Source organism: Pseudomonas sp. TTU2014-080ASC, assembly GCF_001446935.1.
Taxonomy (GTDB): Bacteria; Pseudomonadota; Gammaproteobacteria; order Pseudomonadales; family Pseudomonadaceae; genus Aquipseudomonas.
This window is the reverse complement of the sequence record NZ_LKKK01000001.1, coordinates 1052593-1078860: the sequence shown is the minus strand read 5'-3', so window position 1 is coordinate 1078860 and position 26268 is coordinate 1052593. Positions and strand designations below refer to the sequence as shown.

At 56.1% G+C, this 26268-nt stretch carries 31 protein-coding genes and 1 other RNA gene; 16 read left to right on the top strand and 16 right to left on the bottom strand.

Translation table 11 applies throughout. The features are described 5' to 3' along the window. Positions 1-32: 32 nt before the first annotated feature. Positions 33-668: a pseudouridine synthase gene (locus tag AO726_RS04925; protein ID WP_058066920.1), complete on the top strand. Its 636-nt coding sequence runs from the start codon at positions 33-35 to the stop codon at positions 666-668. On the opposite strand, the gene AO726_RS04920 is transcribed toward AO726_RS04925, so the two are convergent. The 6 genes from AO726_RS04920 to AO726_RS04895 form a co-directional block, all read right to left on the bottom strand. Next, positions 669-1061 (bottom strand): globin, encoded by a 393-nt coding sequence (locus AO726_RS04920; protein WP_058066919.1) that lies wholly within the window; start codon positions 1059-1061, stop codon positions 669-671. It abuts the gene before it with no gap. Between the two features lie 73 nt (positions 1062-1134). Beyond that, positions 1135-1338, bottom strand: coding sequence for a DUF2788 domain-containing protein (locus AO726_RS04915; RefSeq protein ID WP_058066918.1), 204 nt, complete (start codon positions 1336-1338; stop codon positions 1135-1137). Between the two features lie 222 nt (positions 1339-1560). Continuing rightward, entirely contained in the window at positions 1561-2040 is a 480-nt protein-coding gene (locus AO726_RS04910; protein ID WP_058066917.1) for an Lrp/AsnC family transcriptional regulator, read from the bottom strand. A gap of 323 nt (positions 2041-2363) precedes the next feature. Further along, the gene (locus AO726_RS04905; RefSeq protein ID WP_058066916.1) at positions 2364-2780 is read right to left on the bottom strand and encodes an MAPEG family protein; all 417 of its coding nucleotides are present in this window, start codon (positions 2778-2780) and stop codon (positions 2364-2366) included. 83 nt (positions 2781-2863) lie between these two features. After that, on the bottom strand, positions 2864-3724 hold the full coding sequence (locus AO726_RS04900) for a cation diffusion facilitator family transporter (protein ID WP_152987242.1): 861 nt from the start codon (positions 3722-3724) through the stop codon (positions 2864-2866). 101 nt (positions 3725-3825) lie between these two features. Next, positions 3826-4245 carry a hypothetical protein gene (locus AO726_RS04895; RefSeq protein ID WP_058066914.1) on the bottom strand — a complete coding sequence of 140 codons (420 nt, stop codon included), beginning with the start codon at positions 4243-4245 and terminating at the stop codon, positions 3826-3828. A 142-nt stretch (positions 4246-4387) separates the two neighbouring features. On the opposite strand from AO726_RS04895, the gene hrpB reads away from it, so the two are divergent. After that, the gene (gene hrpB / locus AO726_RS04890) at positions 4388-6922 is read left to right on the top strand and encodes an ATP-dependent helicase HrpB (protein ID WP_058066913.1); all 2535 of its coding nucleotides are present in this window, start codon (positions 4388-4390) and stop codon (positions 6920-6922) included. A 1-nt stretch (position 6923) separates the two neighbouring features. Here hrpB and AO726_RS04885 read toward each other — a convergent pair whose 3' ends face one another. Continuing rightward, complete coding sequence (locus AO726_RS04885) at positions 6924-7631, bottom strand: substrate-binding periplasmic protein (protein ID WP_241492048.1); 708 nt, start codon at positions 7629-7631, stop codon at positions 6924-6926. A 273-nt stretch (positions 7632-7904) separates the two neighbouring features. Here AO726_RS04885 and AO726_RS04880 point away from each other — a divergent pair, with 273 nt between their 5' ends. Next, entirely contained in the window at positions 7905-8750 is an 846-nt protein-coding gene (locus AO726_RS04880) for an SDR family oxidoreductase (protein WP_058066911.1), read from the top strand. A gap of 26 nt (positions 8751-8776) precedes the next feature. Here AO726_RS04880 and AO726_RS04875 read toward each other — a convergent pair whose 3' ends face one another. Beyond that, positions 8777-9211: a VOC family protein gene (locus AO726_RS04875; RefSeq protein WP_058066910.1), complete on the bottom strand. Its 435-nt coding sequence runs from the start codon at positions 9209-9211 to the stop codon at positions 8777-8779. Between the two features lie 26 nt (positions 9212-9237). Continuing rightward, positions 9238-9903 (bottom strand): YciC family protein, encoded by a 666-nt coding sequence (locus AO726_RS04870; RefSeq protein WP_058066909.1) that lies wholly within the window; start codon positions 9901-9903, stop codon positions 9238-9240. A gap of 115 nt (positions 9904-10018) precedes the next feature. Here AO726_RS04870 and AO726_RS04865 point away from each other — a divergent pair, with 115 nt between their 5' ends. Together AO726_RS04865 and AO726_RS04860 are read left to right on the top strand one after the other, a co-directional pair. After that, on the top strand, positions 10019-10522 hold the full coding sequence (locus AO726_RS04865) for a LabA-like NYN domain-containing protein (protein ID WP_177330533.1): 504 nt from the start codon (positions 10019-10021) through the stop codon (positions 10520-10522). 5 nt (positions 10523-10527) lie between these two features. Then, entirely contained in the window at positions 10528-11145 is a 618-nt protein-coding gene (locus AO726_RS04860) for a 3'-5' exonuclease (protein ID WP_082629059.1), read from the top strand. A 60-nt stretch (positions 11146-11205) separates the two neighbouring features. Here AO726_RS04860 and AO726_RS04855 read toward each other — a convergent pair whose 3' ends face one another. Together AO726_RS04855 and AO726_RS04850 are read right to left on the bottom strand one after the other, a co-directional pair. Beyond that, positions 11206-12156 carry a hypothetical protein gene (locus tag AO726_RS04855; protein ID WP_058066907.1) on the bottom strand — a complete coding sequence of 317 codons (951 nt, stop codon included), beginning with the start codon at positions 12154-12156 and terminating at the stop codon, positions 11206-11208. Between the two features lie 168 nt (positions 12157-12324). Continuing rightward, entirely contained in the window at positions 12325-13254 is a 930-nt protein-coding gene (locus AO726_RS04850; RefSeq protein WP_177330540.1) for a GlxA family transcriptional regulator, read from the bottom strand. A gap of 218 nt (positions 13255-13472) precedes the next feature. Here AO726_RS04850 and AO726_RS04845 point away from each other — a divergent pair, with 218 nt between their 5' ends. Beyond that, entirely contained in the window at positions 13473-14609 is a 1137-nt protein-coding gene (locus tag AO726_RS04845) for an acyl-CoA dehydrogenase family protein (RefSeq protein WP_058066905.1), read from the top strand. 53 nt (positions 14610-14662) lie between these two features. Here the strand turns inward: AO726_RS04845 and AO726_RS04840 are convergent, their stop codons facing one another. After that, positions 14663-15700 (bottom strand): NADP(H)-dependent aldo-keto reductase, encoded by a 1038-nt coding sequence (locus AO726_RS04840; RefSeq protein ID WP_058066904.1) that lies wholly within the window; start codon positions 15698-15700, stop codon positions 14663-14665. A 246-nt stretch (positions 15701-15946) separates the two neighbouring features. Here AO726_RS04840 and rplM point away from each other — a divergent pair, with 246 nt between their 5' ends. The 7 genes from rplM (at position 15947) to AO726_RS04805 (ending at position 20745) form a co-directional block, all read left to right on the top strand. Continuing rightward, on the top strand, positions 15947-16375 hold the full coding sequence (gene rplM, locus AO726_RS04835; protein WP_058066903.1) for a 50S ribosomal protein L13: 429 nt from the start codon (positions 15947-15949) through the stop codon (positions 16373-16375). 14 nt (positions 16376-16389) lie between these two features. Then, the gene (rpsI, locus tag AO726_RS04830; protein ID WP_058066902.1) at positions 16390-16782 is read left to right on the top strand and encodes a 30S ribosomal protein S9; all 393 of its coding nucleotides are present in this window, start codon (positions 16390-16392) and stop codon (positions 16780-16782) included. Between the two features lie 256 nt (positions 16783-17038). Beyond that, on the top strand, positions 17039-17632 hold the full coding sequence (gene petA, locus AO726_RS04825; RefSeq protein WP_058066901.1) for a ubiquinol-cytochrome c reductase iron-sulfur subunit: 594 nt from the start codon (positions 17039-17041) through the stop codon (positions 17630-17632). Next, a complete protein-coding gene (locus tag AO726_RS04820; protein ID WP_058066900.1) occupies positions 17632-18843 on the top strand; it encodes a cytochrome b in 1212 nt (403 codons plus the stop codon). The genes petA and AO726_RS04820 overlap by 1 nt, the downstream gene beginning before the upstream one ends. Beyond that, positions 18843-19622, top strand: a complete 780-nt coding sequence (locus tag AO726_RS04815) for a cytochrome c1 (RefSeq protein WP_058066899.1) — start codon at positions 18843-18845, stop codon at positions 19620-19622. The genes AO726_RS04820 and AO726_RS04815 overlap by 1 nt, the downstream gene beginning before the upstream one ends. 88 nt (positions 19623-19710) lie before the next feature. After that, the gene (locus tag AO726_RS04810; RefSeq protein ID WP_058066898.1) at positions 19711-20328 is read left to right on the top strand and encodes a glutathione S-transferase N-terminal domain-containing protein; all 618 of its coding nucleotides are present in this window, start codon (positions 19711-19713) and stop codon (positions 20326-20328) included. Between the two features lie 15 nt (positions 20329-20343). Then, positions 20344-20745, top strand: coding sequence for a ClpXP protease specificity-enhancing factor (locus AO726_RS04805; RefSeq protein ID WP_058066897.1), 402 nt, complete (start codon positions 20344-20346; stop codon positions 20743-20745). A 48-nt stretch (positions 20746-20793) separates the two neighbouring features. Here the strand turns inward: AO726_RS04805 and AO726_RS04800 are convergent, their stop codons facing one another. Genes AO726_RS04800 through AO726_RS04785 form a run of 4 tightly spaced genes read right to left on the bottom strand, consistent with a single transcriptional unit; the run spans position 20794 to position 24128 of the window. After that, on the bottom strand, positions 20794-21327 hold the full coding sequence (locus AO726_RS04800; protein WP_058066896.1) for a BON domain-containing protein: 534 nt from the start codon (positions 21325-21327) through the stop codon (positions 20794-20796). Beyond that, positions 21324-21917, bottom strand: coding sequence for a phosphoheptose isomerase (locus AO726_RS04795; RefSeq protein ID WP_058066895.1), 594 nt, complete (start codon positions 21915-21917; stop codon positions 21324-21326). The genes AO726_RS04800 and AO726_RS04795 overlap by 4 nt, the downstream gene beginning before the upstream one ends. Positions 21918-21945: 28 nt before the next feature. Next, a complete protein-coding gene (locus tag AO726_RS20880; RefSeq protein ID WP_082629050.1) occupies positions 21946-22317 on the bottom strand; it encodes a YraN family protein in 372 nt (123 codons plus the stop codon). After that, positions 22317-24128 (bottom strand): penicillin-binding protein activator, encoded by a 1812-nt coding sequence (locus tag AO726_RS04785; RefSeq protein WP_058066893.1) that lies wholly within the window; start codon positions 24126-24128, stop codon positions 22317-22319. Before AO726_RS04785 ends, AO726_RS20880 begins: the two co-directional genes overlap by 1 nt. Before the next feature lie 141 nt (positions 24129-24269). Here AO726_RS04785 and rsmI point away from each other — a divergent pair, with 141 nt between their 5' ends. From rsmI to mraZ, 3 genes are all read left to right on the top strand, one after another. Then, positions 24270-25121 (top strand): 16S rRNA (cytidine(1402)-2'-O)-methyltransferase, encoded by an 852-nt coding sequence (gene rsmI / locus AO726_RS04780; protein ID WP_162491578.1) that lies wholly within the window; start codon positions 24270-24272, stop codon positions 25119-25121. A 41-nt stretch (positions 25122-25162) separates the two neighbouring features. Further along, positions 25163-25521, top strand: an RNA gene (gene rnpB, locus AO726_RS05600) — RNase P RNA component class A. Between the two features lie 290 nt (positions 25522-25811). Next, entirely contained in the window at positions 25812-26267 is a 456-nt protein-coding gene (gene mraZ, locus AO726_RS04775) for a division/cell wall cluster transcriptional repressor MraZ (protein WP_058066891.1), read from the top strand. Position 26268 lies beyond the last annotated feature (1 nt).

Here is a 26268-nt window from a genome sequence, read left to right as displayed (position 1 = left end):
CTGGCGACCTTTCACATCCGTACAGAGTAATCATGTCGCGTCCATCACGTCCTGCCAGCAAACCCCGTTCTGCTTCACGCACTGCTGCGCCGCGTCGTGTCGCCAAGGCTGCGCCGGTTGAGCCGCGTTTATTGTTGCTGAACAAGCCCTTCGATGTGCTGACCCAGTTTAACGATGATCAGGGCCGCGCCACGCTCAAGGACTATGTCGACGTAAAAGGGGTTTACCCGGCCGGCCGACTAGACCGCGACAGTGAAGGCTTGCTGCTGTTGACCAATGACGGCCGCTTGCAGGCACAGATTGCAGACCCCAAACACAAACTGCCGAAAACCTACTGGGTGCAGGTCGAGGGGGAGCCAACTGAAGCGCAATTACAGCAACTGCGCGACGGTGTGCAGCTGAATGACGGGCAGACATTGCCCGCTGAGGCGAGGCCGCTGGATGAGCCGCAGCTGTGGCCGCGCAACCCGCCGGTGCGCTTTCGCAAGAGTATTCCCACAAGCTGGCTAGAGCTGGTGATACGTGAGGGGCGCAATCGTCAGGTAAGACGCATGACCGCGGCAGTTGGCTTACCGACGCTGCGTTTGGTGCGGGTGCGGATCGGGCCTTTCGCGCTGGATGGGCTGGAGCCGGGACAATGGCGGGAAGTGCCGGCCCGGCTCGGTTGATCAGTAACCAGCCTTGATCACGTTAACGCCCTTGTTCAGCACTTCCAGCCAGGCATGGCGTGATTCACTGCAAAACTCTTTATCGTGCTCGCTGATGGCCGCCAGCAGGGCATCAATCCACAGGTCATACATTTCCGGGCGGATGTCGAGTTTGAAACGCGAGTGGGATTCGCCCAGCGCGCGCAGCTTGGTATCCGGCATGCCACGTGCGTACATGACCAGGTTGAGAATGCCCTGACGCAGTAGCTGCTTTTGGGCAGTCATGTCGGTGCTGGTGAACTTCTCACGGATCTGTGGCGATGATGCGAGGAAGTGACGGTAAAAAGCATCAAAAAAATCAGGGCTCGCACAGCAGCGGCCATAGCTCTGCATGACGCGGTCAGTGGCTTTCATGGTCTCTCCAAAGCAATACGATTCTAGGTCGCACAGGGCAACCAGGACGGTGAAATTGGGACTACAGACGGGGCTAGACGCCTTCCAGCCCGGCAATAACGAAAGTTTTGATCAGGAAACCGAGGACACCGAGCCCTAACGCTAAAAACAGGATCATGGTGCCGAAGCGTCCAGCTTTGGACTTCTTCGCCAGATCCCAGACGATAAAGGCCATAAACAGGACCAGACCGCCGATCAGGCCGGTCATCATCAGTTCTTCAAACAGCTCGGGTTCCATCGCAACCTCGTTTGCCAGAGTGACAGGCTGTGTTGCCGGAAGCGGCAGAGGTGGCAGTTGCTGGTATTAGTAATGAGTTCGGAACTCTTATGGGCACCACGCAAGGCACAGCAAGAAGTCGGCGATTATACGCTTAGCAGGGCAATAATCGCGACGTTGCAGACCATATACCTCATAAAAGCAGAGTAATGGGCCTTATCAGGACCTATGCGACGATGTGTGTCAGGTACGCAAATGCCCCAGCGGCAGCTGCGTTGAGGACAGTACCTGCTGCAAAACGAAGCTTGAACGCACGCTGGAAACGCCTTCGATACGCGTCAGCGTGCCCAGCAGCAGTTTCTGATAGTGATCCATGTCGGGCACCACAACCTTGAGCTGGTAGTCCGCATCCATCCCGGTAATAAGGCTGCACTCCAGGACCTCGGGGCATTTGCGGATTTCTTCCTGGAAGTGCTCGAAACGCTCGGGTGTATGGCGATCCATACCGATCAGAACATAAGCCGTCAGGCTCAGCCCCAAGCGTTTGCGGTCTAGCAGTGCGACCTGCTTGAGGATGTAGCCGTCATCTTCCAGCTGCTTGACCCGGCGCGAGCAGGGCGAAGGAGACAGGCCGATACGCTCTGCCAGTTCCTGATTGGAAAGGGTCGCATCTCGCTGTAATTCAGCAAGGATGTTGAGGTCGTAGCGGTCCAGTTTGTCCATTCTATTTGGCTCCTTTGTAGATATTGCGTAAATTCTCCATTAATTGGATTAAAATTGCTAATCGTTATGGCAGGTGAGCAATATTAGCAATCTTTCTTTAGCGCAGCAGGCGTAAGCTTTACCTCAGTTTCAAGGCCCGGACGATGCGTCCAGCCGTATCGCCCAATCAGGTGAGCGGTAGCCGCCGATCCCACCGGATCGTCACGGCACCCGGGTCCGCACTGCCCAATCAGGCAGGCGAAGAAAAGGTGTTACCAACGCCATAATGACGGACTTGCAAAAAAGGGAGACTTTTTAAGGTCTCCCTTTTTTGTGCCTGCGATTTAGCCAGCCAGGCCACTTAGTTGCAGCAACCACCAGATAAGAATCAGCACCTGCGCGAAAAAGGCGACAAAGCGCAGCCAGACAAACAGTGGGTGGGTGCTGAGCAAGTGCATGAAGGACTGTATCAAGCGGGCCGCCAGCAGGGTTAATGCCAGTGGATCGGTCAGTGCGGTCTGGGCCGTGACCATCGCATACAGCAGCACGCCTGCCTGCAGAGGCAAGTTTTCCAGACAGTTGGCATGGGCCCGGACCAGGCGCTGGCCGAACGCGCTCGGGGCATTGCTGCCGTCTGCGCGGAAGGCATTGACGGCCATCTTGCCGCTCAGCACCCAAAGGCCGCGCTGACTCACCAGCAGGACAACCAACAGCAGAGTCCAGGCAATCAACCCAAGTAGGGCTACGGCGCTTAACGTCATGGTGTTGCTCCTTTTGTTGTTGTTTTAAGGCAATCGACAGGAGCGAGTGTAGGGCGATTAGAGTAAATACTCTATAAATGCGTTTAAGGGTGGTGTTTCACCACGCTGTGAGGGTCAGCATGGATCAATACTTCCGCTCGTGGATATTGATCGACGATGGCTTTCTCCACTTGTTCACAGATGTCATGGGCTTGGATCAGTGGCAAGTTGCCGGGAAGCTCAACGTGCATTTGTACGAACCAGTGAGTGCCTGAAAGACGGGTGCGCAGATCGTGTATACCGATCACACCGGGTACGGCGCAGGCAATGGTTTGCATCTGCGCGGTAACTTCTGTGGACAGTTCCTGATCCATCAGTACTTTGGCCGCTTCGCGCACAATCGTCAGCGCACTCCAGAAAATGTAGAGGGCAATGCCGATTGCAAACAGCGCATCCACTTGGGGCCAGCCGAAGCTGGCCAGCAGCAGCGCTACCAGAATGCTGCTGTTGAGCAGCAGATCAGAGCGGTAATGCAAAGAGTCGGCGCGGATGGCTGTGGAGCCGGTCTGCTTGACCACATAGCGTTGGAACGTCAGCAAAGCAACGGTCATCAGCAGCGACAACACCATCACTGCAATACCGAGGGTTGAGGCTGTTACCGGCTCGGGGTTAAGCAGCCGGTCAACCGCGTGGCTACCCACCAGCACCGCACTGGCACCAATAAACAGGGCCTGGCCAAGACCGGCCAGCGCTTCTGCTTTGCCATGGCCGTAACGGTGATCGTCGTCAGCCGGGCGCAGGGCGTAATGCACGGCCAGCAGGTTGAGCAGCGAGGCTGCGCCGTCGAGCAGTGAGTCGGTAAGCCCCGCCAGCAGACTGACCGAACCGCTCAGCCACCACGCCACACCTTTGGCTAAGGCCAACGTCAGGGCTGTAATCAGGGCAGCCAGCGAGGCCAGGCGCATGAGTCGTGCAAGGTTAGACGTTGTGCTCAAGAGAGGCACCTGCTCGGGACGCTTGTTGGAGTGGGTCAGCCGTATTGGTCTGACCCACGTGGGTGTCGTAGTCAGCTTAGTGGGCGTACAGCGTAAGCCGCCAGTTGCTCAACGCTGCCGCTGTGCTGGATCAGCCGCGGATCATCCAGCGGTAGATTGTGGCCAGTCTCGGTGAGAATCAGGGCCTTAAGCCCGTCCAGGTCTACCTTGCCGCTGGCATCTACCAGTTTATTCAGTTGCTCGGGGTCAACCTGGGAGACCTTGTTATCCGGCAGGTAGATGGCGCCAGTGGCGAAGTCCACGCCGAAGGCGATTAGCCCCGGAATGACATAAAACAGAATGCCTACAGCATTCAGGCCGACAATCAGTGGATCGACCTTGCCGTCGATCTGGCCACGTCGGTCAGGGTAGAAAAGGGTGCCGCAAGCTGTGAGTTGGGTAACGAGTGTGGCGACGAGAAAGCCACCGACAACACGGGATCTGGTGCGCATTGAACATCTCCGATTGCAGAAGTGCGAACTATAACAATGCCGCTGTTGCTACGACATTTTTACTAGTGAAAAAGCAGTATCTGGACTACGCGATTGGCCTCAGGTTTCATCGTTATAATCGTGCCCCTTGAATGGAGCCTGAATGAACACTCTGCCTATCGATGTCCTCTTACCTGATTTGCGTCAGGCCCTCGCCCAACGTGATGAGGTGGTGCTTGAAGCCCCGCCCGGAGCCGGTAAAACCACGCGCGTGCCATTGGCATTGCTGGATCAGCCGTGGCTGGCCGGGCAGCAGATCATCATGCTGGAACCGAGGCGTCTGGCTGCACGGGCCGCCGCAGAGCGACTGGCCAGTGAACTGGGCGAAAAGGTTGGGCAGACGGTGGGCTATCGCATTCGTCTGGAGAGCAAGGTTGGCCCGGATACCCGCATAGAGGTCGTCACTGAGGGTATTCTGGCCCGTCGTCTGCAGGATGACCCGGCATTAGAAGGCGTCGGACTGGTCATCTTTGACGAATTTCACGAACGCAGTCTGGATGCCGATCTGGCCCTGGCGCTGTGCCTGAATGGCCGCGCCATGTTCCGCGATGCCGACTCCGGCGAGCCGCCGCTGAAGGTCTTGCTGATGTCCGCCACCCTTGAGGGCGAACGCCTGGCGGGTCTGCTCAACGATGCACCGGTGTTGCGCAGCGAAGGTCGTATGTTCCCGGTGGATATCCGGTGGGGCGCACCCTGGCAGAGTGGCGAGTGGATCGAACCCAAAGTCGTGCAGACGGTTCAGCAGGCGCTGGCGGATGAGCCGGGCAGTGTGCTGGTGTTTTTGCCGGGGCAGGCTGAGATTCGCCGTGTGAATGAGCAGCTTGAGCAGGTGCTGGCTGGCCGTGAAGACGTGTTGCTCTGCCCGCTGCATGGCGAGCTGGAATTCAGTGCCCAGCGTGCCGCTATTGATCCGGCTCCGGCGGGCAAGCGCAAAGTGGTGTTGGCCACCAATATCGCCGAAACCAGTCTGACCATTGAAGGCGTGCGGGTGGTGGTGGACGCCGGGCTGGCGCGGGTGCCGCGTTTTGATCCGAACAGCGGTATGACCCGCCTGGATACCCAGCGCATTTCCCGCGCTTCTGCGACGCAGCGTGCGGGGCGCGCCGGTCGTATGGAGCCGGGCGCCTGCTACCGACTGTGGTCGCAGAGTCAGCATGAGCAGCTGAATGCCTACGACAGTGCGGAGATTGTTCAGGCTGATCTGGCCGGGCTGGCGCTGCAGCTGGTGCGTTGGGGCGTGCAGCCGAATGAGCTGGTCTGGCTTGATCCCCCGCCTGCCGCCGCTTATGCCCAAGCCCTTGAGCTGCTCAAGCGCCTCGGCGCGGTTGATGATCAGGGGCTGATTACCGCCCATGGTCAGGCCATGGCGGAGCTTCCTGCCCATCCTCGAATTGCCCACCTGCTACTGCGCGGACAGGCGCTGGGGCTAGGGGCTCTGGCTTGTGATCTGGCCGCGCTGTTGAGTGAACGCGACATTCTGCGTGGCGCTGGCGCTGATCTGCATACGCGGATTGCCGTGTTGAGCGGTGAGTCGCGGGCTGAGCGTGGTGCGCAAGGGGGCGTGCAGCGTGCGCGGCAACTGTCCCGACAGTTCCAAGGATTGTTGAGAAACCGACCTGTGGATAAACCGGTTACCGATACCGATCACCCGCGCTGGCTGGGCGCACTGCTGGCGTTTGCCTATCCAGATCGTGTTGCACAGCAGCGTCGTGACGGCGGCGCGGAATACCGACTAGCCAACGGCCGTGCTGCTCAGTTTGCGGATGTGGACGGGCTGATGAAACACCGCTGGCTAGTGGTGGCCGACCTCGGCAGTCGCCAGGGGCAACGTGAAGAGCGCATTTATCTGGCCGCTGAACTGGAGCCGCAGCTGTTCGAGACGGTGCTGGCAGAACAGCTTACTACTCAGGACGTTTTAGACTGGGATGAGCGCGAAGGCGTACTGCGCGCGGAGCGCCAGCGTAAGGTCGGCGAGCTGGTGCTGGCTAGGGAAGAGCTCAAAGGTCTGGATGAACAGTCGCGCAGTCAGGCCCTGGTCGGGCTGGTGCGACGCAAGGGACTGGAGTTGCTGCCATGGACGCCGGAGCTGCGTCAGTGGCAGGCGCGGGTGGCGCTGCTGCGCCAGCTTGATCTGGACAGTGGTGGTGAAAGCCAGTGGCCGGACGTCAGCGATGCGGCTTTGAGGGCAAGCCTGGAAGAATGGCTGCAGCCGTATCTGGGGAAGGTCATGCGTTTAAGTCACTTCGCCAATCTCGATTTGCCGGGCCTGCTGCTTAATCTGTTGCCCTGGCCGCTGCCGCAGAAACTCGATGAACTGGCACCTCGAACGCTTCAGGTGCCGTCCGGCTCGCGTATCCAGATTGATTATGCCGAGCAACCGCCGGTGCTGGCGGTGCGCTTGCAGGAGCTGTTTGGTCTGGCGGACACGCCGCGCATTGCCAATGGCCGGCAGATCGTCAAGTTGCACCTGTTGTCTCCGGCACGTCGCCCTGTGCAGGTGACGCAGGATTTGGCCAGCTTCTGGGCCAATACCTATCTTGAGGTGAAGAAGGACCTTAAGGGGCGCTACCCCAAGCACTACTGGCCTGATGATCCGATGATTGCCGAGCCCACAGCACGGGCCAAACCCCGAAAGTAGGTCAGCGTAAACTTAGGTCAGCGCCTTCCGCTCGGAGTATTTCGTAGGCCTGATCCAAGGCCTTGCGCAGCTCTTCGGCAGCAGGCGCTTTTTTTGAAATCACCAGTTTCGACGGGATGCGCTGCAGCTCGATATATGAGAGCTCGGTTATTTTCTGGCGTTTGCGCTCCAGTTCGATCGGTGCCTGATAGTCGAGAAGGTAATCCCCGCGGCGATGTTGCAGCATGGCCAGCGCTGAAGCATGGGTATTGGTGCGCAACTGTTGAATGTTTAGTGCCGAATCATTTAGCCATTGGCTGATGGGCGGCCAGTAGGTGTAGCCGTTTAGCAGGATCAGCCGTTGATTTTTGAGGTCGCCGGGCAGCGTTGGCGCGGGCATGTCGCTGCGAAAATACAGGTTCAGCGGGATCTCCCCGATCAGGCTCTGGCTCTCCAGAGTGTAATCAACCAGATCCGGTTTACCCGGTGCACCTGGCCAAATGTGAATGCTGCCATCCTGTAGACCGTGATAAAGGCGGGCGCTGGGGTAGGAGCGAAATTCAGCCTCATAGCCTGCGCGCTTGAGCAGGCGGCCGGTCAGCTCGAGGATGCTGCCCTGCGGGCGGTTGGATTGGTCGGTATAGCTGTAGGGGGCAAACTCATAAAAACCGACATGCACGTGCGGCCTTGGCGTATGAATAACGTCGGCAACGCCATTGCTGCTATGCAATACAGCAACACATGTCAGGCAGGTGATTAGTCGCATTCTTAGGGCTTTTATTGTTGTCCGTAAGGTGTGTCGGACTTTTTAATCAAGGATGGCTAAGAGCTATCTTGGTTGTCCAGTCCTAGTTGCTTACTGCGTCTCCCTCTTTGGTCGTAATGGGGGCTTACCTTTGTGGGTTTGCTAGAGCAGGTGTTGGCGGTCTATGGTCTTGTGAGCGGCTGCTCGGGCTGAGCGGTACGCATTACCGTCAGCGCGTGGCTGTCAGGGGGATGGGCTATGTACCGCAAAGTCTTCGCGAGCAAGGTGTTCGATCGCAAGGTGGTGCTGATAACGGGTGGTTGTGCTGGCATTGGTCGTGCGCTGGCGGTAAGGCTGGCGCAAGCCGGAGCGCGTTTGGTGATTATCGATTTGCATCAGAGCGAGCTCGACAGCCTGGTGCAGCATTTGGCTGATCACCATAACGCGGAGGCCATCGGCTTGGTGTGCGACGTGGCGGACGCAGCGGCCGTGCAGCGTGTCGTGGCGATGACAGTTGAGCGCTTTGGCGGCATTGATGTATTGGTCAACAACGCCGGCATCACCCATCGCAGCGGCTTTGCCGATACGGATTTGTCCGTCTTTGAGCGCATCATGGCAGTTAACTATTTTGGCGCGCTGCACTGCACCAAGGCGGCACTTGAAAGCCTGATCAACCGCAAAGGCCAAGTCATTGTGCTCAGTTCACTGTCTGGGTTCGCTCCGCTGCTGTATCGCAGTGCCTATAACGCCAGCAAGCATGCCTTGCATGGATTGTTTGAGACATTGCGATTTGAGCTTAAAGACTCCGGGGTCAACGTCATGCTGGTGTGTCCGGGCTTTACCGCCACGGATTTACGCAAAAACGCGTTGGTGGGGGATGGCTCAGTCAGCGTGCAGCCACCGCTGGCCATGGGCAAGGTGGCCTCAGCACAGGATGTAGCTGAAGCCATCTATCGAGGGGCTGTGCGTCGGCGGCGCTTGCTGGTGCTGTCCAATGTGGATTGGCGCGCGCGTTTGCTGGCGCGATTTTTCCCGCGCTTGTTTGAGCGGGCGTTGTTACCGCGATTGTCCGGGATGAAATTACAACAGGGCGACGGTAATTGAGCGTGTCGCTCTGTTGTGCCTTTGAGTCAGTGTTGGTGAGGTTCGTTGGCGAGTGTGTCGCCCAGCGCCATGTCCCAGTACGTGGCTTCGATCTTGTGGCCGTCCAGATCCCGTACAAAGCAGCCGTAGTAGGGGGCGCCATAATCAGGGCGAGGGCCGGGCGGACCATCATCTTGCGCACCGGCGGCTAAGGCTGCTGCATAGAAGCGATCAACAGCCTCGCGACTGTCGGCCTGGAATGCCACATGGTAGCCGTTGCCGATGCTGGCAGGTTTTCCGTCAGCAGGTATCTGCAACCAAAACTCTGGATAGAGTTTGCCGTAAGCAATGGCACCTGGATGGCTCATGATGCGTGTGCAGTCTAAAGTGGCCAGCACCTGATCATAAAAGGCCGCTGCTTTTTCAAACTGGTTAGTGCCAATGGAAATGTGAGACAGGATGCAGGGGTTGAGATCAGCCATTGGGTATTCCTGTTTGATACCGGTCGTTATGAGTCGGTAGGTTTCCGTGTCGACAGCAGCATAAACATGCGAAACAGCACAATGCTGGAGAATAGTTGCAGGAAACGGCTAAGGCTATCGATCAGGATGCTTTTGACGGCATTTGCACTGATTGCCGGATCACTCTGACTCCACATGTCCATAAGCCACAGCGGCAGCATCACGATCAGCACACAGCCCAGTGTCGGCCAGAAATAACCGTTGGTGAGTTTGAAACTCTCGTGCAGCGCCTGAAGCGGTGTCTGGCGTTCAGCCACTAGCAGGTATTCGGCAAATGCCAGTTTGACCATCAGCCACAGTCCAGGCAGCACAAACAGTGACGCACCGAGCATGATGGCGGTGGTGGACAGGCCGGTCAGCAGGGCAAAGCTGGGCCAGAAGCGCAAGCCTGCGGCAAGCAAATCGGGAATGCGTGGCTGTTGGCCCTGGCTGCGTGCTTGCAGAAACAGAATAAGCGGTGCGCTGTACAGCGGGTAGATCACCAGGCTGACCGCCAGGCGAGCCAGTATCAGGGTGTTGTCGCTTACCAGCTCGGCCATTTGGTGGCTGAGAGCGGCCTCCAGCGTAATCAGTGGCAGGCAGAGCAGGGCAAGGGTGAGCAGGTTGCGGCTGTAGAAGTACCAGCCATCACGCAAGATAGAAATCAGGTTCATGGAGGATCGCAGGGATAAAAAACAGCGCTAACTCTAGCCGATCCTCGGCCGGTCTCCAATTGCCAGGCAGTGTGCGCCGCTCACCGGGGTGTATCTGTCATACTCTCTGCTTCGTATGGCCCACCTGAGAGGAGTAGCGGTGAAGAAGATTGCCGTATTCGCCGATGTGCAGAACCTCTATTACACCGTGCGCCAGGCGTATGGCTGTCATTTCAATTACTCCGCGTTCTGGGCGCAAATCAGCCAGCATGGGCAGATTGTTGAGGCTTATGCCTATGCAATCGACCGTGGTGATCAGAAACAACAGCAGTTCCAGCAGATCCTGCGCAATTTGGGCTTTACCGTGAAGCTCAAACCTTACATTCAGCGCAGTGATGGCTCGGCCAAAGGCGACTGGGATGTTGGCATCACCATTGATGTGCTGGACGCTGCGCAGCGGGTGGATGAGGTCGTGCTGGCTTCGGGCGATGGCGACTTCGATCTGCTGCTGGAGCGGGTGCGTCATGGCTTTGGCGTTGAGGCGGTTGCCTATGGCGTGCCGGGCCTGACGGCACAATCATTGGTGCGTGCGGCGAGTCGCTATGTGGCCATCGATGATCATCTGCTGCTGAGGAGTTGAGGGTGATTGCAGACTCCATTGCGGTTCTGGATTTTGAAACCACCGGCATGTCGCCGGCTCAGCAGGCGCGGGCCACTGAGATAGCGGTGGTCATTGTTGAAGACGGCAGAATTGTCGATCGCTATCAAAGCCTGATGAACAGTGGGGCTTATGTTCCGCCATTTATCGAGCAGTTGACCGGCATCAGCAATGCCATGTTGCGCACAGCCCCGCCAGCGGCTCAGGTGATGCAAGAAGTGGCCGAGTTTGTCGGAACTCGTCCGCTGATGGCCCATAACGCCAGCTTTGATCAGAAGTTCTGGGATGCTGAGCTGGCCCTGGTACGTCGCCGTCGTGAACAAGCCTTTGCGTGTTCTCTGCTCTTGGCGCGACGCCTGTTGCCTCAGGCCCCGAGCCACAAGCTGGAAGTGCTCAACCGTTGGATCGGCCTGCCGGATACCGGTCGGGCGCACCGGGCTATGGCTGATGCGGAAATGGCCGCCAATCTGACCTGCTTTATGGCGGCCTTGTTGCGCGAGCGGCACGGAATCGCCCATATCTCGCACCGTTTGCTGTGTGATTTGCAGCGGGTTCCGGCTGCCAAAATGGCGCAGACCCTGCAAGCGATTCGTGAGCGCAGTTAGGCGCTAGCTCAGAAGCGACAAAGGCTGCCGAAGCAGCCTTTGTCTCATGCCGAATGAAACTCAGCGCTTGGCCAGCTTTTGCTCGTGCTGATAGAGCAACTTCTGCGCGTGGGCGATTTCCAGCGCCTCCATGGCGGTAATCGGTTTGATCGCCACGGCCTTCTTCAGGTGCTCAATAGCTTTATCTTGTTGGTCGTCGCCATACACATAGTGCAGAGCGTTGGCATATTCGTAATGGTTGATCGGCAGGTCACTTTGGGCCTGGAAGCTACGCTTGAAGTAGCTTTCCATGTTGTCCGGGGTGGCCCCATAAGTCATACGTCCAACCAGCTTGCCCACCTTGCGGATAACGCCTGCGTCATAACCACCGTACAGGGCCAGAGCAAACGGATGCTGTGGGTTTTTGCCCAGTAAGACTTTCAGTTCAGCCGGGATTTGAGTGGTGTAGCCACGGGCGAGGGTGGCCGCTACGGAGATTTCTTCGCCGATCCGGGCTTTGGCGTAGGTGCGTCCGAACAGAGCCACGCTGTCTTCATTGATCAATTCACCGGCTTTGTCCGTTGCATCGATAACTTCGTCCAGCAGGCGGTGCTTGGTTTCCTTATTCGGCTCCAGATACATGGCGTAAATCACTTGGGCAAACATGGCTGGCACTTGGCCGGCCTCACCCAGAGCCATCCCCTGTTGCTTGGCCTGGGAGAATTCGCCTTTGAACAGTAAGCGCCAGGTGTCCTGAAGTTTTCCTGCGAAGACTTCGGCATCCTCAGGCTTGCCACTGAAACCGCTGTTTTTGACCAGTTGCGGGTGACGGCTGGCAGCTTCCAGCACCCACTGAGCATCCGGGAACGGATAGTCAGAGCCGAAGCCACGCGTGAGCTTTGGCCAATTCTGCTGCAGCTTTTCTCCGCTGTAGTCAAAGCTGCTCTGGTCGTATGGGAAGGGCTTCCAGTTGTCTGCGGCTACAGCGCTGAAGCTGCAGGCGGCAAGTAAGGCGATAAGCGTGCGGCGCATGGAGGTACCTGATCGTTATTGTTGTGTTGCCCCGGCGAGTGTCTTGGCGCTGGTGCCAAGGTGCCCGCCGGGGGATTTCACGATCATAGAGTGCTTGCGCTGACCGCCTACCCATCCAATGGTCAGTCGCACAACGCAGGCTGTGTCCGGTGCTGCAGGATGCCTACCTTAAGAATGGTTGTCCTTATGCTGGAACTGCCGCCGGTATTGATTGGGGGAGAGTTCTGTGTGGTGACGGAACAGGCGCGCAAAGAAGCTGGCGTCGTCGTAACCCACTTCGTAGCTGATAGTTTTGATGCTCTTGCGTGTGGTGCTGAGCAAGCCTTTAGCAGTTTCTATCCGTAAGCGCTGTAGGTAATGCAGCGGTTTGTCGCCGGTGGCGCTCTGAAAACGGCGCATAAAGTTGCGGATGCTCATGCCGTGATCGCGGGCTACATCTTCAAAGCGGAATTTGTCGGCGAAGTGATCTTCCAGCCACTGCTGGATTTGTAGGATGGTGGTGTCCTGATGCAGTTTCTGCCCGCCGAAACCAATCCGCCCGGGCGCATAGTTGCGCTGCACTTCGTAGAGGATGTCGCGGGCTACGCCCTGGGCCACGCTCGGGCCGCAGAAACGCTCAATCAGGTAGATATAAAGGTCGCAGGATGAAGTGACCCCGCCCGCGCAATAAAGGTTATCGGCGTCAGACAGATGTTTTTCCTGATTCAGCAGAACTTTTGGAAAACGTGCAGTGAACTCGCTGAAAAAACGCCAATACGTGGTGGCTTCTTTGCCGTCAAGCAGGCCCGCCTGAGCCATCCAGAACACCCCGGAGGCTTCGCCGCAAATGGCTGCACCGGCAGCATGGCGGCGTTTCAGCCAATCCAGCACGTTAGGGTAGCGTTGGAAGAGTGAGTCAAAGTCGTCCCAAAACGCAGGCAGGATAATTACATCAGCCTCGTCCAGTGCGCTGTCGATAGGGATCATTACTTCGCTGAAGCTTCGTACAGGCCGTCCGTCTGGGCTCACCAGGCGGATGTCAAAGGTTGGGGTAAGGCCTTTGCCCAACTGCTTGCCGTACCGCAGGCTGGCTAGGTGGAAAAAGTCTTTGGCCTGCATCAGGGTTGAAGCGAAAACGCCTTCTGTGGCCAGGATACTCACGCGTGGAGTCGGGTTAGCAGACTGTGTAGACATGGATATTGTTCTTTTAATTAAGGCTATGTGGTCATGCGCTGGCTGGATCGTCTTATTTTTTGTCGCTTGTGTCCAGTGCTGCCAAGCAAGCGCTTGGCTAAAGTCGAATCCATTCTAAACCGCCTAAGTCAGCAGGTAATGCCATGATTCCAAGAACAATCTACAGCTCTGAACATGAACAATTCCGCGACAGTGTACGGAAGTTCCTTGAACAGGACGCTGTGCCACATCATCACCAGTGGGAAAAGGACGGGCACATTGACCGGGCGCTATGGAACAAGGCAGGTGAGGCGGGCATGCTGTGCTCGCATATCCCGGAAGAATACGGGGGTATGTCAGCTGACTTCCTCTACAGCGCTGTTGTGATTGAGGAGGTCGCGCGCCTCGGTCTGACCGGGATCGGATTTTCTCTGCACTCCGACATCGTTGCTCCGTACATCCTGCATTACGGCAGCGAGGCGCAGAAAAAACACTACCTGCCTAAGTTGGTCAGCGGTGAAATGGTTTCTGCTATTGCCATGACCGAGCCGGGCGCAGGCTCGGATCTGCAAGGTGTCAAAACCACTGCGATCCTGGATGGCGATGAATACGTCATTAACGGCTCCAAAACCTTTATCACCAATGGCTGGCTGGCTGATCTCGTGGTGGTTGTGGCTAAAACCGATCCGAAAGCTGGCGCCAAGGGCACTAGCCTGTTCCTGGTTGAGGCGGGAACGCCGGGTTTCTCCAAAGGCAAGCGCCTGGAAAAGGTAGGCATGAAGGCTCAGGACACCTCCGAGTTGTTCTTTCAGGATGTTCGTGTGCCGAAAGAAAACCTGCTCGGCCAGGCCGGTATGGGCTTTGCCTACCTGATGCAGGAATTGCCTCAGGAGCGTTTAACCGTTGGTATCGGGGCAATCGCCTCGGCGGAAGCGGCGCTGAAGTGGACGCTGGATTACACCCGTGAGCGCAAGGCGTTCGGTAAGGCCGTAGCAGATTTCCAGAACACTCGTTTCAAACTGGCTGAGATTGCCACGGAAGTGCAGGTGGGGCGCGTTTTTGTAGATCGCTGCCTTGAGCTGCACCTGCAACGCAAGCTAGATGTCCCCACTGCGGCGATGCTCAAGTACTGGGGCACTGATCTGCAATGTAAGGTTCTCGACGAGTGCGTGCAGTTGCATGGCGGCTACGGCTATATGTGGGAATACCCAATTGCCCGAGCCTGGGCTGATGCCCGTGTCCAGCGCATCTATGCCGGGACCAACGAGATCATGAAGGAAATCATTGCCCGTTCGCTGTAATAACAGGTGCTAGCACAAAGCCCCGCCGTAGCGGGGCTTTGTGTTTTTAACACTTAAGGCGCGGGGTTCGGCTGACAGCGATGGATGGCCTCGATTGCTGTCAGCACCTCTTCGCTGAGCGTCAGCTCACTGCTTTTCAGGTTGCTTTCGAGTTGTTCCAGGCTGGTGGCACCGATGATATTGCTGGTCACGAATGGCTGGGCTGTGACAAACGCCAGCGCCATTTGTGCGGGATCCAGTCCGTGCTCGTGTGCCAGGTCTACGTAGCGCTGGCATGCAGCCTCTGATTCGGGATTGGTATAGCGAGTAAAACGGCTGAACAATGTGATGCGAGCATTATCTGGGCGTGCACCGTTGGCGTATTTGCCGGACAGCATGCCGAAGGCCAGGGGGGAGTAAGCCAGTAGTCCGCATTGCTCGCGGATGGCAACTTCCGCCAGCCCCACCTCAAAGGTGCGATTGAGCAGGCTGTATGGGTTCTGAATCGACACCGCACGTGGCCAGCCATGCTGCTCGGCAAGTTGCAGGAGTTTCATGGTGCCCCATGGTGTTTCGTTGGACAGACCGATATAGCGGATTTTTCCGGCTTTCACCTGCTCGTCGAGCGCCTCAAGCACTTCTTCCAAAGGCGTGAAGTCTGTCTCATTGTGGCGATAGCCCAGTTGACCAAAGAAGTTGGTCGGCCGCTCTGGCCAATGTAGCTGGTAGACATCAATCCAGTCGGTTTTCAGTCGTTTAAGGCTGGCGTCCAGAGCCGCAACAATATGTGCACGGTTGTGCTTCAGGTTGCCGTCACGAATGTGGGCGATGCCATTGCCGGGGCCTGCAATTTTGCTCGCTAGCACCCAGTCGGCACGGTCTCCATTCTTCTGAAAGTATTCGCCAATAACCTCTTCGGTCTTGCCGTATGTTTCGGGGCGGGGCGGTACCGGATACATTTCGGCTGTGTCGATGATATTGATGCCATACGCCTTGGCTCGCTCAATCTGAGCAATGCCCTCACTGGCCGTGTTCTGCTGTCCCCAGGTCATGGTGCCCAGGCACAAACTGCTGACTTTGATGTCGGTACGGCCTAACTGGCGGTAGTCCATTACATGACTCCTCGAAAAGCTTTGGATAATCGGGTTGCTATTCTCCGCATAATCTGCATAATTGCGCACCTCTTTCTGCAGTGGAAGTGATGCCCCGCCTGCCGAAGAATCTTGCCGAAAGACGGACGCGCTGACCCGAGCCCCCGATAGCGCCTGTTTTCGGCTGCCTTTGACCTTGTCAAAGTACGCACTAATCAGTAAGATCCGCCGTCTTATTTATCTGGGCGGCCCCTGAGGCTATAAAGAATGAAAACTTTTACTGCTAAACCGGAAACAGTTAAGCGCGACTGGTATGTCGTCGACGCTGAAGGTCAGACCCTGGGTCGTCTGGCTACTGAGATCGCAAGCCGTCTGCGTGGCAAGCACAAGCCTGAGTACACTCCGCACGTTGATACCGGTGATTACATCGTTGTTATCAATGCTGAGAAAGTTCGCGTTACCGGTGCTAAAACCTCCGACAAGATGTACTACTCCCACTCTGGTTTCCCGGGCGGCATCAAGTCGATCAACTTCGAAAAGCTGATCGCTAAAGCTCCTGAGCGCGTGATCGAGACTGCGGTTAAAGGCATGCTGCCGAAGAACCCGCTGGGTCGCGACATGTATCGTAAGCTGAAAGTCTATGCGGGTGCTGCACATCCTCATACTGCTCAGCAGCCCCAAGAACTGAAGTTTTAACGGAATAGTTGACTATGTCGGCGACTCAAAATTACGGCACTGGCCGTCGCAAGACTGCAACCGCTCGCGTTTTCCTGCGTGCTGGTACTGGCAAAATCTCCATCAACAATCGTTCTCTCGACAACTTCTTCGGTCGTGAAACTGCCCGCATGGTAGTTCGTCAGCCGCTGGAACTGGTTGAGATGACCGAGAAGTTTGACATCTACGTTACCGTTATCGGTGGCGGTGTAAGTGGTCAGGCTGGCGCAATCCGCCACGGTATCACTCGCGCTCTGATGGATTACGACGAGGCTCTGCGTCCTGCTCTGCGTAAAGCAGGTTATGTGACTCGCGATGCTCGTGAAGTTGAACGTAAGAAGGTTGGTCTGCGTAAAGCGCGTAAGCGTCCGCAGTACTCCAAGCGTTAATTCGCTTCTTCGTTCGCAAAAACGCCCAGACTCCTTTTGGATCTGGGCGTTTTTTATGGTCGATAATTGCTTCTGCGGCATCATGCCGCATACTTGTAAGGCCTGATTTGTAAGGGTTTACGACTGTTATGGCGGGGTAATTACCTTGTCAGTACAGGGGCTTTTCTTTACCATTTGGCAAATTTTTTTGCGTGAATAGATTTTTACCAAGTATAGGCCTGTGTACAGGCCATAAGAGCTGATGGGAGACGACTGAATGAGCAATGACGGCGTGAATGCAGGCCGGCGTCGCTTTCTAGTAGCGGCCACCTCCGTGGTGGGCGCTGCAGGAGCGGTGGGTGCCGCGGTCCCGTTCGTAGGGTCCTGGTTCCCGAGCGCCAAGGCTAAAGCTGCTGGGGCACCCGTTAAGGTGAACGTCAGCAAGGTTGAGCCAGGCCAGCAGATGGTTGCTGAGTGGCGTGGGCAACCAGTGTTTGTTGTGCGCCGTACTGAGGAAATCCTCGGTAATCTGGTGAAGATCGAAGGGCAGTTGGCGGACTTTGACTCCAAGTCATCCGTTCAGCCTACTTATGTCGATCCAAAAACCCGTTCGATCAAGCCGGAAATCCTGCTGCTCGTTGGTTTGTGTACTCACCTGGGTTGTGCGCCTTCTTTCCGTCCGGAAGTGGCTCCTGCTGATCTGGGGGCTGACTGGGTCGGTGGCTACTTCTGCCCATGTCATGGTTCGCGTTACGACCTCGCTGGCCGTGTCTACAAGGCCCAGCCTGCGCCACTGAACCTGCCAGTGCCGCCGCACATGTACGAGAGTGACGATGTAATCGTCATCGGTGTGGATCAGGAGCAAGCATGATGAGTAAATTCATGGAATGGGTCGATGCGCGCTTTCCCGCGACCAAAATGTGGGAAGACCATCTCTCCAAGTACTACGCCCCGAAGAACTTCAACTTCTTCTATTTCTTTGGCTCCCTCGCACTGCTCGTTCTGGTTAACCAGATCGTAACTGGTGTCTGGTTGACCATGAGTTACACCCCGTCGGCTGAAGAGGCATTTGCTTCGGTCGAGTACATCATGCGTGACGTCGAATACGGCTGGATTCTGCGCTATCTGCACTCCACTGGGGCTTCAGCATTCTTTGTGGTGGTGTACCTGCACATGTTCCGTGGTCTGCTGTATGGCTCTTACCAGAAGCCACGTGAGTTGGTATGGATCTTCGGTATGCTGATCTATCTGGCGCTGATGGCTGAAGCCTTCATGGGCTACCTGCTGCCATGGGGTCAGATGTCGTATTGGGGCGCTCAGGTAATCATTTCCCTGTTTGGTGCAATTCCGGTAATCGGTGATGACCTGACACAGTGGATCCGTGGTGACTATCTGATCTCCGGTATCACCCTGAACCGATTCTTCGCGCTGCATGTGGTTGCGCTGCCTATCGTCATCCTGGGCTTGGTTGTTATGCACATCCTTGCTCTGCATGAAGTCGGCTCGAACAACCCGGATGGCGTTGAGATTAAGAAAAACAAGGATGCGAATGGCGTGCCGCTTGACGGTATTCCTTTCCACCCGTACTACACCGTCAAAGATATTGTCGGCGTGGTGGTCTTCCTGTTCGTATTCTGCTTCGTGATCTTCTTCTTCCCAGAGATGGGGGGCTATTTCCTCGAGAAGCCGAACTTCGAAGCGGCCAACCCATTTAAAACTCCAGAGCACATTGCTCCGGTTTGGTACTTCACCCCGTTCTACGCAATCCTGCGCGCCGTGCCGGACAAGCTGTTGGGTGTAATTGCCATGGGTGCAGCGATTGCAGTGCTGTTTGTTCTGCCATGGTTGGATCGTAGCCCGGTTAAATCCATGCGCTACAAAGGCTGGCTGAGCAAGATCTGGTTGCTGATCTTCTGCGTGTCCTTCGTGATTCTGGGTGTGTTGGGTGTTCTGGCGCCAACTCCGGGTCGTACGCTGCTGTCTCAGGTATGTACCTTCCTGTACTTCGCGTACTTCATCCTGATGCCGTTCTACACCAAACTCGAGAAGACCAAACCCGTTCCGGAAAGGGTGACTGGCTGATGAAAAAGCTCTTTGCTGCATTTGTTATCGCTGCGCTGCCAGCCTTTGCGTTGGGTGCTGCTAGCACGATCCCGCTGGACAAGGTTGATATCGACCTGACCGATAAGGCAGCTATGCAGGACGGTGCTCGCACGTTTGCTAACTACTGCATGGGTTGCCACTCTGCGCAGTACCAGCGTTATGAGCGTGTTGCTGATGACTTGGGTATTCCGCATGAAATCATGCTGAAGAATATTGCGTTCACCGGTGCCAAAATCGGCGATCACATGAAGATTGGTATGCGTCCGAACGATGCCAAGGTCTGGTTTGGTGCTGCACCGCCTGATCTGACGCTGGTTGCTCGTGTACGTGGTAATGACTGGCTGTATACCTACCTGCGTACGTTCTACGAGGATCCGGCTCGTCCGCTGGGTGCCAACAACAAGGTGTTCCCGAACGTGGGTATGCCTAACGTGTTGGTAGGCCTGCAGGGCCGTCAGTACATCGGCTGCAAGCAAGTTCAGGTGGTTGAGAACGGCAAGAAGCAGTTCGATCCGCTGACGGGGACCCCGATTACTCATGAAGCCTGCGATCAGCTGACCATTGAACCGAACACTGGTGCTCTGACGCCTGAAGAGTTCGATGAGAAGATCCAGAACCTTGTGACCTTCTTGGCTTACTCGGCTAACCCGGTAAAACTGGAAAGCCAGCGCATCGGTACCTATGTTCTGCTGTATCTGGCGTTCTTCTTCGTGTTCGCCTATCTGCTCAAGCGTGAGTACTGGAAGGACGTTCATTAATCCTTCCTGATTCGTCGTTGGACTGCGCGCCCTTTTGGGCGCGCAGTTCATTCTGCTGTAAATAAACCTAAAAGCGAGGAGGATCACCATGGGCGTGACCAACCGGTTGGCCTGTTACTCCGATCCCGCCGATCACTATTCCCATCGCGTTCGTATTGTACTGGCTGAGAAAGGGGTTGCCGCTGAGGTTATCAGTGTGGACAAAAACCAGTACCCTGCAAAGCTGCTTGAGGTGAATCCTTACGCGAGTCTGCCAACACTGGTTGATCGAGATTTGGCGCTGTACGAATCGACTGTTGTCATGGAATATTTGGATGAGCGCTATCCGCATCCTCCATTGCTGCCGGTTTATCCTGTGGCGCGAGGCAATAGTCGCCTGTTGATCCACCGTATTCAGCGGGACTGGTGTGTGTTGGTTGACCAGATCCTGGATTCGCGCAGCAAGGATTCAATCAAGGTGCAGGCGCGTAAAGAGTTGAGGGAAAGCCTAACAGGGGTTTCGCCACTGTTTGCTGATAAGCCTTTCTTCCTGAGTGATGAGATGAGCCTTGTGGATTGCTGTCTCCTGCCTATTCTGTGGCGTTTGCCCGTATTGGGGATTGAGTTGCCCAAGCAGGCGAAACCGCTTCTTGATTACATGGAGCGCCAGTTTGCAAGAGAGGCATTTAAGGCGAGTTTGTCGTCTGTTGAGCGCGAGATGCGTTAACGCATGGAGGTCGTAATGAATTCGAGTCGTCCTTATCTGGTGCGGGCTCTTTATGAGTGGATCGTGGATAACGACTGCACGCCGCACCTGTTGGTGGATGTGAATTTTGAGGGCGTTCGGGTTCCGGCTGGCTTTGCTAAAGACGGTCAGATTGTCCTGAATATTTCGCCCAATGCAGTGCGCCATCTGCATATGGATAACCAGGCTATTAGCTTTGAGGGGCGGTTTTCAGGTGTGCCTCAGAGCCTTTATATTCCAGCTGCTGCGGTGATGGCTGTCTATGCGCGTGAGAATGGTCAGGGCATGGTGTTTGATGCAGATCCATCAATCCTCGACAGTGAGGAGGGCGATATTGATCCACCAGACAATGAGCCGCCACGACCTGCTGGTAGGCCCAGTCTTAAAGTGGTCAAGTAATAAAAAAGGCGATCAACTGATCGCCTTTTTTATTAAGTGGGACAAAAATCAGTTGGTGTACTCGAACAGTTTGACGATTTTCTGAACACCGGAAACGCTTTGAGTTACTCGTACGGCCTGGGCGCCCTCAGCCTGCGAGACTAGTCCGAGCAAGTAGACAATACCGTTTTCAGTTACCACTTTGATCCGTGAACCGGGCACAGTGCTGTCAGCAAGCATCGAGGTTTTGATCCGGCTGGTCAGTAATGAGTCATTGCTGCGTGCAAGCAGTGAGGTTGGGGGCATCACCTGTAGCTCGTTATGTACTTTGCGTACGTTGTTTACGCGGCTTGCAGCTTGCTCCGCTATGCCTTTCAGATCACTGCGCGGTGTTTGCCCAGCAAGTAGCACGACGCCGTTATAGCTTGTCACAACGATGTGTGAGGTCGGGCTGCTCAAGTCTTTGTGAGCTTCTGAAACGCGTGAGCTAACTTCAGGTGCTATGAACTGGTCGTCAATCTTGTTGCCGATGCTGCGGTTACCACAGCCAGCTAGGGCAAGGGTAAAGGCTAGGGTGGCAAGGATCAGAGATGACCGGATCATTCTTCACTCCCGAACAGTTGGTTGTCGATCAAGTCGCACAGGCAGTGGATGGCCAGAAGGTGGACTTCCTGGATCCGTGCAGTGATTTTGGATGGAACGCGAATTTCCACGTCCTCAGGTAGTAGCAGAGAAGCCATGCCGCCGCCGTCACGGCCAGTGAGTGCAACGACTGTCATTTCGCGGTCGTGGGCGGCCTGAATAGCCTGGATGACGTTGGCGGAATTGCCGCTGGTGGAGATTGCCAGTAGTACGTCGCCTGGTTGGCCTAATGCACGAATCTGCTTGGAGAAGACTTCGTTGTAGCTGTAGTCGTTAGCAATCGAAGTGATTGTTGAGCTGTCTGTCGTCAGGGCGATAGCTGGCAGGCTCGGACGTTCACGTTCAAAGCGATTGAGCAGTTCCGAGGAAAAATGCTGAGCATCACCTGCTGAGCCGCCGTTGCCGCAGGAAAGAATCTTGCCTTCGCTGAGCAGTGCCTGAACCATGACATTGCTGCCTTGCTCGATATGGGGAATCAGCACTTCCATGGCCTGCATTTTGGTTTCGATACTGGCTTGGAATAATTGGCGGATACGGGCTTGCATGTCCATTGTGGAATAACCTTCAGTGGTGCGTCTGTCAGGTGTCAAAAGCGTTTTGAATCCAGTCCAGGCGCGCAGGGGTGTGGCTGTCGGCGTTTACGGCAATCACATCAAATCGGCATGGGTACTTCGACCAGCGGCTTTCTTGTTGCAGAAAGTACTGAGCGGCTCGGCAAAGTTTCTCACGTTTCCGGGCGTCTACGCTCTCTACTGCTCCGCCCCATGCTCTATGGCGTCGATAGCGAACTTCTACGAATACTACTGTATCGGCGTGAAGCATGACCAGATCGAGCTCCCCGAGGCGGCAGCGCCAGTTTTGGGCAATCAGGCGGAGGCCGTGTTGCTCCAGGTGCTGCCGGGCCAGTGCCTCGGCAGCCGCGCCACTTCTTTGAGAGCTTACCGAGGGCATTAGTTCAGGCGGTCAGGCAGGGCTTGTACCTGACCATCGCGGAACTCAGCCCAGGGCAGCTGGCGTTCAATGCGCTGTCCATGGCCTAGTCTTAGGGTTCCGCTGAGGCCTTGCAGATGGGTATCCGGGATAGCCTTCAGCTGACTGAGGCGTGGAGCCAGTTGGTAGGCATCTGCGCCCATGGCGTACAGGCGTCCCAGGCTGCCATTGGCTTGAGGCCACTGGCTGCTGGCTTGCTGGCGCAGTGGGTCGTTCACGTTAAGTAGCCATGGTGTTTCGCAGAACATTATGCCGTTCATGTCCAGGTACTGGGCTTGGTTGTAGATTCCGCTGTACAGGTGCGAGGTGGCATATACCGGAACATCGCCAGCATATTGGAATGCTAACGTTGGCTTGATCTGTTGCGCTTGCTGCGGTGTGGCAGCGAGGAAGATGAAATCAATATCATTGCGGCGTGACGGGGCAGCGGCTACGGATTTGCCCAAGGTCTCCTGAATGGCCTGGCCGCGGCTCTCGCTTTCGCGCAGCTGGAACAGGTCGGCAATTTGGCGGGCCAGTTCAACGGGCTGATCCACGTGCTCAGCAGCAATCAGAGTGCCGCCTTGGGCTTCCCAGTGTTGGCGGAAAGCGGCCAGTACGCGGTTGCCCCAATCACCACTGGGGACTAGAGCGACCGCGCGGCGCATACCGTCAGACCAGGCACGGCGTGAGACTTCGCGGGCTTCATCTTCTGCCGCCAGACCAAACTGGAACAGTTGGGCTGGGCCTTCGTGGGCTGACTCGCTGTAGTTAAGGGCAAGTGTGGTGATTGGCAGCTGCTCGCGGTTATTGAGCTGGCTGACCAGGTTCTTTTCAAGCGGGCCAATGACCAATTGCACGCCATCCGCTTTAGCTTGGTTGTAGAAGTTGTCCATTGAGCCGATTCGGGTGCTGTCATATACCCGGATCTCGGGGGTGTTCTGAGTGCTTTGCTGGGCTTGGAAATGGGCGGCCATGAAGCCGTCACGCAGTGCTCGAGCGACGCTGGCCAGTTGGCCATCCTGCGGTAGCAGAAGGGCAATCTGATTGATTTGCTGAGCTGAGATCTTCTTCAGGTCCACCAGCGCCTGCGGCAACATTACGGCTGCCGGGTGTTGAGCGTTGGCTGCCACCCACTGGTCGATTGCCGACTGTTGCTGCTCAAGCGTGCTGCTTTTTTTAAAGGTTTTGGCCAGAGCCAGCCAGCCGTCCAGGTCTGTATCCCCGGTAGGCTCCAGCTGTGCCAGTGGCAGGCTGGATACAAGCGACCAAATACTGTTGTGATTGTCATGTGCTGCACTGCCATTAAGCAGTGGTGCGATGAAAACGCGCTCTTTGGCGGCAGCCAATATGCGTCCGTCTGCCTGAAGGGCATTTGCGCGGGCTTGCTGGGTGCGAATCTGCTGATCAATAGGGAGCTCGCCCAAGCGGTCTAGGCTAGGGTGGCTGAGTGCGCGAAGTGCTGCTTGGGGTTTGTTGCGCTTCAGTTCCAGTTCTGCACGCAGTGTGCTGGCAAATATCTGCTGGGCGGGCTTGAGTCCCTCCAGTGCAACTTGCTCAAGAATGCTGTAGGCGCGGCTGAAGTCATTCTGTTTATAAGCTGCGTCAGCAGCGGAAAGACGCAGAAGAGCGGCCTGCTCTGCGGGGCTGTTTGCAGCTTGTTGCAGCAGTTGGTCGATGCTGGCTTGTGGTGTGCGTGGCAGCTCGCCAAGACTGGATGACGGAGAGCTGGAGCAGGCGGCCAGCAGGCCTGCAAAGCAGATAAATGAAAGAGGGCGCAGGCGTGCGATCATGTAAGGGTCCTGTTACTTGATCCGGTTGAATAGGTAATTGTACCCAAGCCTGTCCCATCTCGCGATCTTGCTGGGCTGATAAGCGATACAATAGCCTTTTTGCTATCCGAGAAATGCCCTGTGACCGTGACCGATAATCTCATTTCCAAACCGGGCTGCCTTTATGTAGTGGCCACGCCCATCGGTAATCTGGATGACATTACTGCAAGGGCGTTGAGCATCTTGAAAAGTGTTTCGCTAATTGCGGCGGAGGATACGCGCCATTCTGCTCAGTTGCTTAGGCATTTCGGGATAACAACTCCGGCTGCTCCCTGTCATGAGCACAACGAGCGTGAGCAGGGTGGGCGATTTCTGGCGCGGTTGCAGGCTGGTGAGGATGTGGCGCTTATCTCGGATGCGGGGACACCGCTGATTTCTGATCCGGGCTATCACTTAGTGCGTCAGGCGCGTGAGGCTGGCATCAAGATTGTGCCGGTGCCTGGTGCTTGCGCGTTGATTGCGGCGCTATCGGCTGCAGGGTTGCCATCTGATCGCTTCGTTTTTGAAGGTTTCTTGCCTGCCAAGATGGCTGGGCGTAAAGCCCGGCTGGAGCAGGTTAGGGAGGAGCCGCGCACGCTTATTTTCTATGAGGCTCCCCATCGTATTCTTGAGTGTTTGCAGGACATGCAGGCTGTGTTTGGAGATGATCGGCCTGCCTTGCTGGCAAGGGAGCTAACCAAAACATTTGAGACTTTGCAGGGGATGCCGCTGTGTGAGTTGGTGCAGTGGGTGGCTGCGGATCCTAACCAGCAGCGCGGTGAGTGTGTTGTCCTGGTCGCGGGATGGCAGGCCCCTGAAGGTGAGGATGCGATTAGTGCTGATGCTTTACGGGTGTTGGATTTGTTGCTTGCGGAAATGCCGCTCAAGCGGGCAGCTGCGCTGGCTGCAGAGATAACTGGGGTTCGCAAGAACCTGCTTTATCAGGCGGCTTTGGAGCGGCAGAAGGGCGTTTAAACCTTGTTCCGGAAGCGGTGAGGCGGTATTCTTACGAATGGAGAGTCGATCGGACAGTCGCTGCTGAGTTTCGTTCAACGAAATTTGGGGGAGGAAAGTCCGGGCTCCATAGGGCGGAGTGCCAGGTAATGCCTGGGGGGCGTGAGCCTACGGAAAGTGCCACAGAAAATAACCGCCTAAGCGCTTCGGTGCCGGTAAGGGTGAAAAGGTGCGGTAAGAGCGCACCGCACGGCTGGTAACAGTCCGTGGCTAGGTAAACCCCACTCGGAGCAAGACCAAATAGGGTTCCATTGGCGTGGCCCGCGCTGGAACCGGGTAGGTTGCTAAAGACGTGCAGTGATGTACGTCGTAGAGGAATGGCTGTCCTCGACAGAACCCGGCTTATAGATCGACTCTCCATCCCTTCTTAAAAGATCCTTTTAAATACCAAAAAATTCTTTCACTTAACAAACTACTTTAAGTTTGTCGTTAAGGCTTTTGTGCTGCCTGAGTTTTCATATTTCGCAATCGCGTTGCCCCTCTGTTTTCCCTCTCCAAAGTGACCTAAATCGCCGATCTATAAGGAGTTTTCCTGTTGAGCGTGCCTTGACGGTGGGGCTGTTGCGTTCCTATAGTGTGCAGAAGTGGTAAGAAGTGGCGCAAAGTGGGTATTTGGGGCACGGATAGCTAACATAAAAGGGGATCGCGATCGTGTTTCGCGGAGCAAATGCCATCAGTCTCGACGCCAAAGGGCGACTCGCGATGCCAAGCCGGTATCGTGATCAGCTCGTTTCGCGTTGCGCCGGCCAGCTCATCGTGACGATCGATGCAATTGATCCATGCCTGTGTGTCTATCCACTCCCTGAATGGGAGCTGATTGAAGCCAAGCTCCGCGAACTCGCCTCCTTCCGTGAAGAAAACCGCCGCCTCCAGCGTTTGCTGATTGGTAATGCCGTGGATATTGAGCTGGATGCCAGTGGGCGTTTTCTGGTGCCGCCACGTCTCCGTGAGTACGCCAAGCTCGATAAGCGCGCGATGCTGGTGGGGCAAATCAATAAATTTCAACTGTGGGATGAAGATGCCTGGAATGCTGTGAGTGAGGCTGATATGGCCGCGATTAAGCAACCGGGTGCCTTGTCCGATGACCTGCGGGATTTGATCCTGTGAC

Coding starts and splice junctions, on each gene's coding strand:
- AO726_RS04800 (WP_058066896.1), bottom strand. CDS start 21,327: ATGATCCGGTCATCTCTGATCCTTGCCACCCTAGCCTTTACCCTTGCC.
- AO726_RS04915 (WP_058066918.1), bottom strand. CDS start 1,338: ATGGAACCCGAGCTGTTTGAAGAACTGATGATGACCGGCCTGATCGGC.
- AO726_RS04900 (WP_152987242.1), bottom strand. CDS start 3,724: ATGCGCCTGGCCTCGCTGGCTGCCCTGATTACAGCCCTGACGTTGGCC.
- AO726_RS04880 (WP_058066911.1), top strand. CDS start 7,905: ATGTACCGCAAAGTCTTCGCGAGCAAGGTGTTCGATCGCAAGGTGGTG.
- AO726_RS04820 (WP_058066900.1), top strand. CDS start 17,632: ATGAGTAAATTCATGGAATGGGTCGATGCGCGCTTTCCCGCGACCAAA.
- AO726_RS04855 (WP_058066907.1), bottom strand. CDS start 12,156: ATGCGCCGCACGCTTATCGCCTTACTTGCCGCCTGCAGCTTCAGCGCT.
- AO726_RS04845 (WP_058066905.1), top strand. CDS start 13,473: ATGATTCCAAGAACAATCTACAGCTCTGAACATGAACAATTCCGCGAC.
- AO726_RS04910 (WP_058066917.1), bottom strand. CDS start 2,040: ATGGACAAACTGGACCGCTACGACCTCAACATCCTTGCTGAATTACAG.
- AO726_RS04865 (WP_177330533.1), top strand. CDS start 10,019: ATGGCCCACCTGAGAGGAGTAGCGGTGAAGAAGATTGCCGTATTCGCC.
- AO726_RS04895 (WP_058066914.1), bottom strand. CDS start 4,245: ATGCGCACCAGATCCCGTGTTGTCGGTGGCTTTCTCGTCGCCACACTC.
- AO726_RS04785 (WP_058066893.1), bottom strand. CDS start 24,128: ATGATCGCACGCCTGCGCCCTCTTTCATTTATCTGCTTTGCAGGCCTG.
- AO726_RS04815 (WP_058066899.1), top strand. CDS start 18,843: ATGAAAAAGCTCTTTGCTGCATTTGTTATCGCTGCGCTGCCAGCCTTT.
- AO726_RS04850 (WP_177330540.1), bottom strand. CDS start 13,254: ATGCAGGCCAAAGACTTTTTCCACCTAGCCAGCCTGCGGTACGGCAAG.
- AO726_RS04795 (WP_058066895.1), bottom strand. CDS start 21,917: ATGGACATGCAAGCCCGTATCCGCCAATTATTCCAAGCCAGTATCGAA.
- petA (WP_058066901.1), top strand. CDS start 17,039: ATGAGCAATGACGGCGTGAATGCAGGCCGGCGTCGCTTTCTAGTAGCG.
- hrpB (WP_058066913.1), top strand. CDS start 4,388: ATGAACACTCTGCCTATCGATGTCCTCTTACCTGATTTGCGTCAGGCC.
- AO726_RS04875 (WP_058066910.1), bottom strand. CDS start 9,211: ATGGCTGATCTCAACCCCTGCATCCTGTCTCACATTTCCATTGGCACT.
- AO726_RS04805 (WP_058066897.1), top strand. CDS start 20,344: ATGAATTCGAGTCGTCCTTATCTGGTGCGGGCTCTTTATGAGTGGATC.
- AO726_RS20880 (WP_082629050.1), bottom strand. CDS start 22,317: ATGCCCTCGGTAAGCTCTCAAAGAAGTGGCGCGGCTGCCGAGGCACTG.
- rpsI (WP_058066902.1), top strand. CDS start 16,390: ATGTCGGCGACTCAAAATTACGGCACTGGCCGTCGCAAGACTGCAACC.
- rplM (WP_058066903.1), top strand. CDS start 15,947: ATGAAAACTTTTACTGCTAAACCGGAAACAGTTAAGCGCGACTGGTAT.
- AO726_RS04870 (WP_058066909.1), bottom strand. CDS start 9,903: ATGAACCTGATTTCTATCTTGCGTGATGGCTGGTACTTCTACAGCCGC.
- AO726_RS04905 (WP_058066916.1), bottom strand. CDS start 2,780: ATGACGTTAAGCGCCGTAGCCCTACTTGGGTTGATTGCCTGGACTCTG.
- AO726_RS04920 (WP_058066919.1), bottom strand. CDS start 1,061: ATGAAAGCCACTGACCGCGTCATGCAGAGCTATGGCCGCTGCTGTGCG.
- AO726_RS04925 (WP_058066920.1), top strand. CDS start 33: ATGTCGCGTCCATCACGTCCTGCCAGCAAACCCCGTTCTGCTTCACGC.
- AO726_RS04810 (WP_058066898.1), top strand. CDS start 19,711: ATGGGCGTGACCAACCGGTTGGCCTGTTACTCCGATCCCGCCGATCAC.
- AO726_RS04840 (WP_058066904.1), bottom strand. CDS start 15,700: ATGGACTACCGCCAGTTAGGCCGTACCGACATCAAAGTCAGCAGTTTG.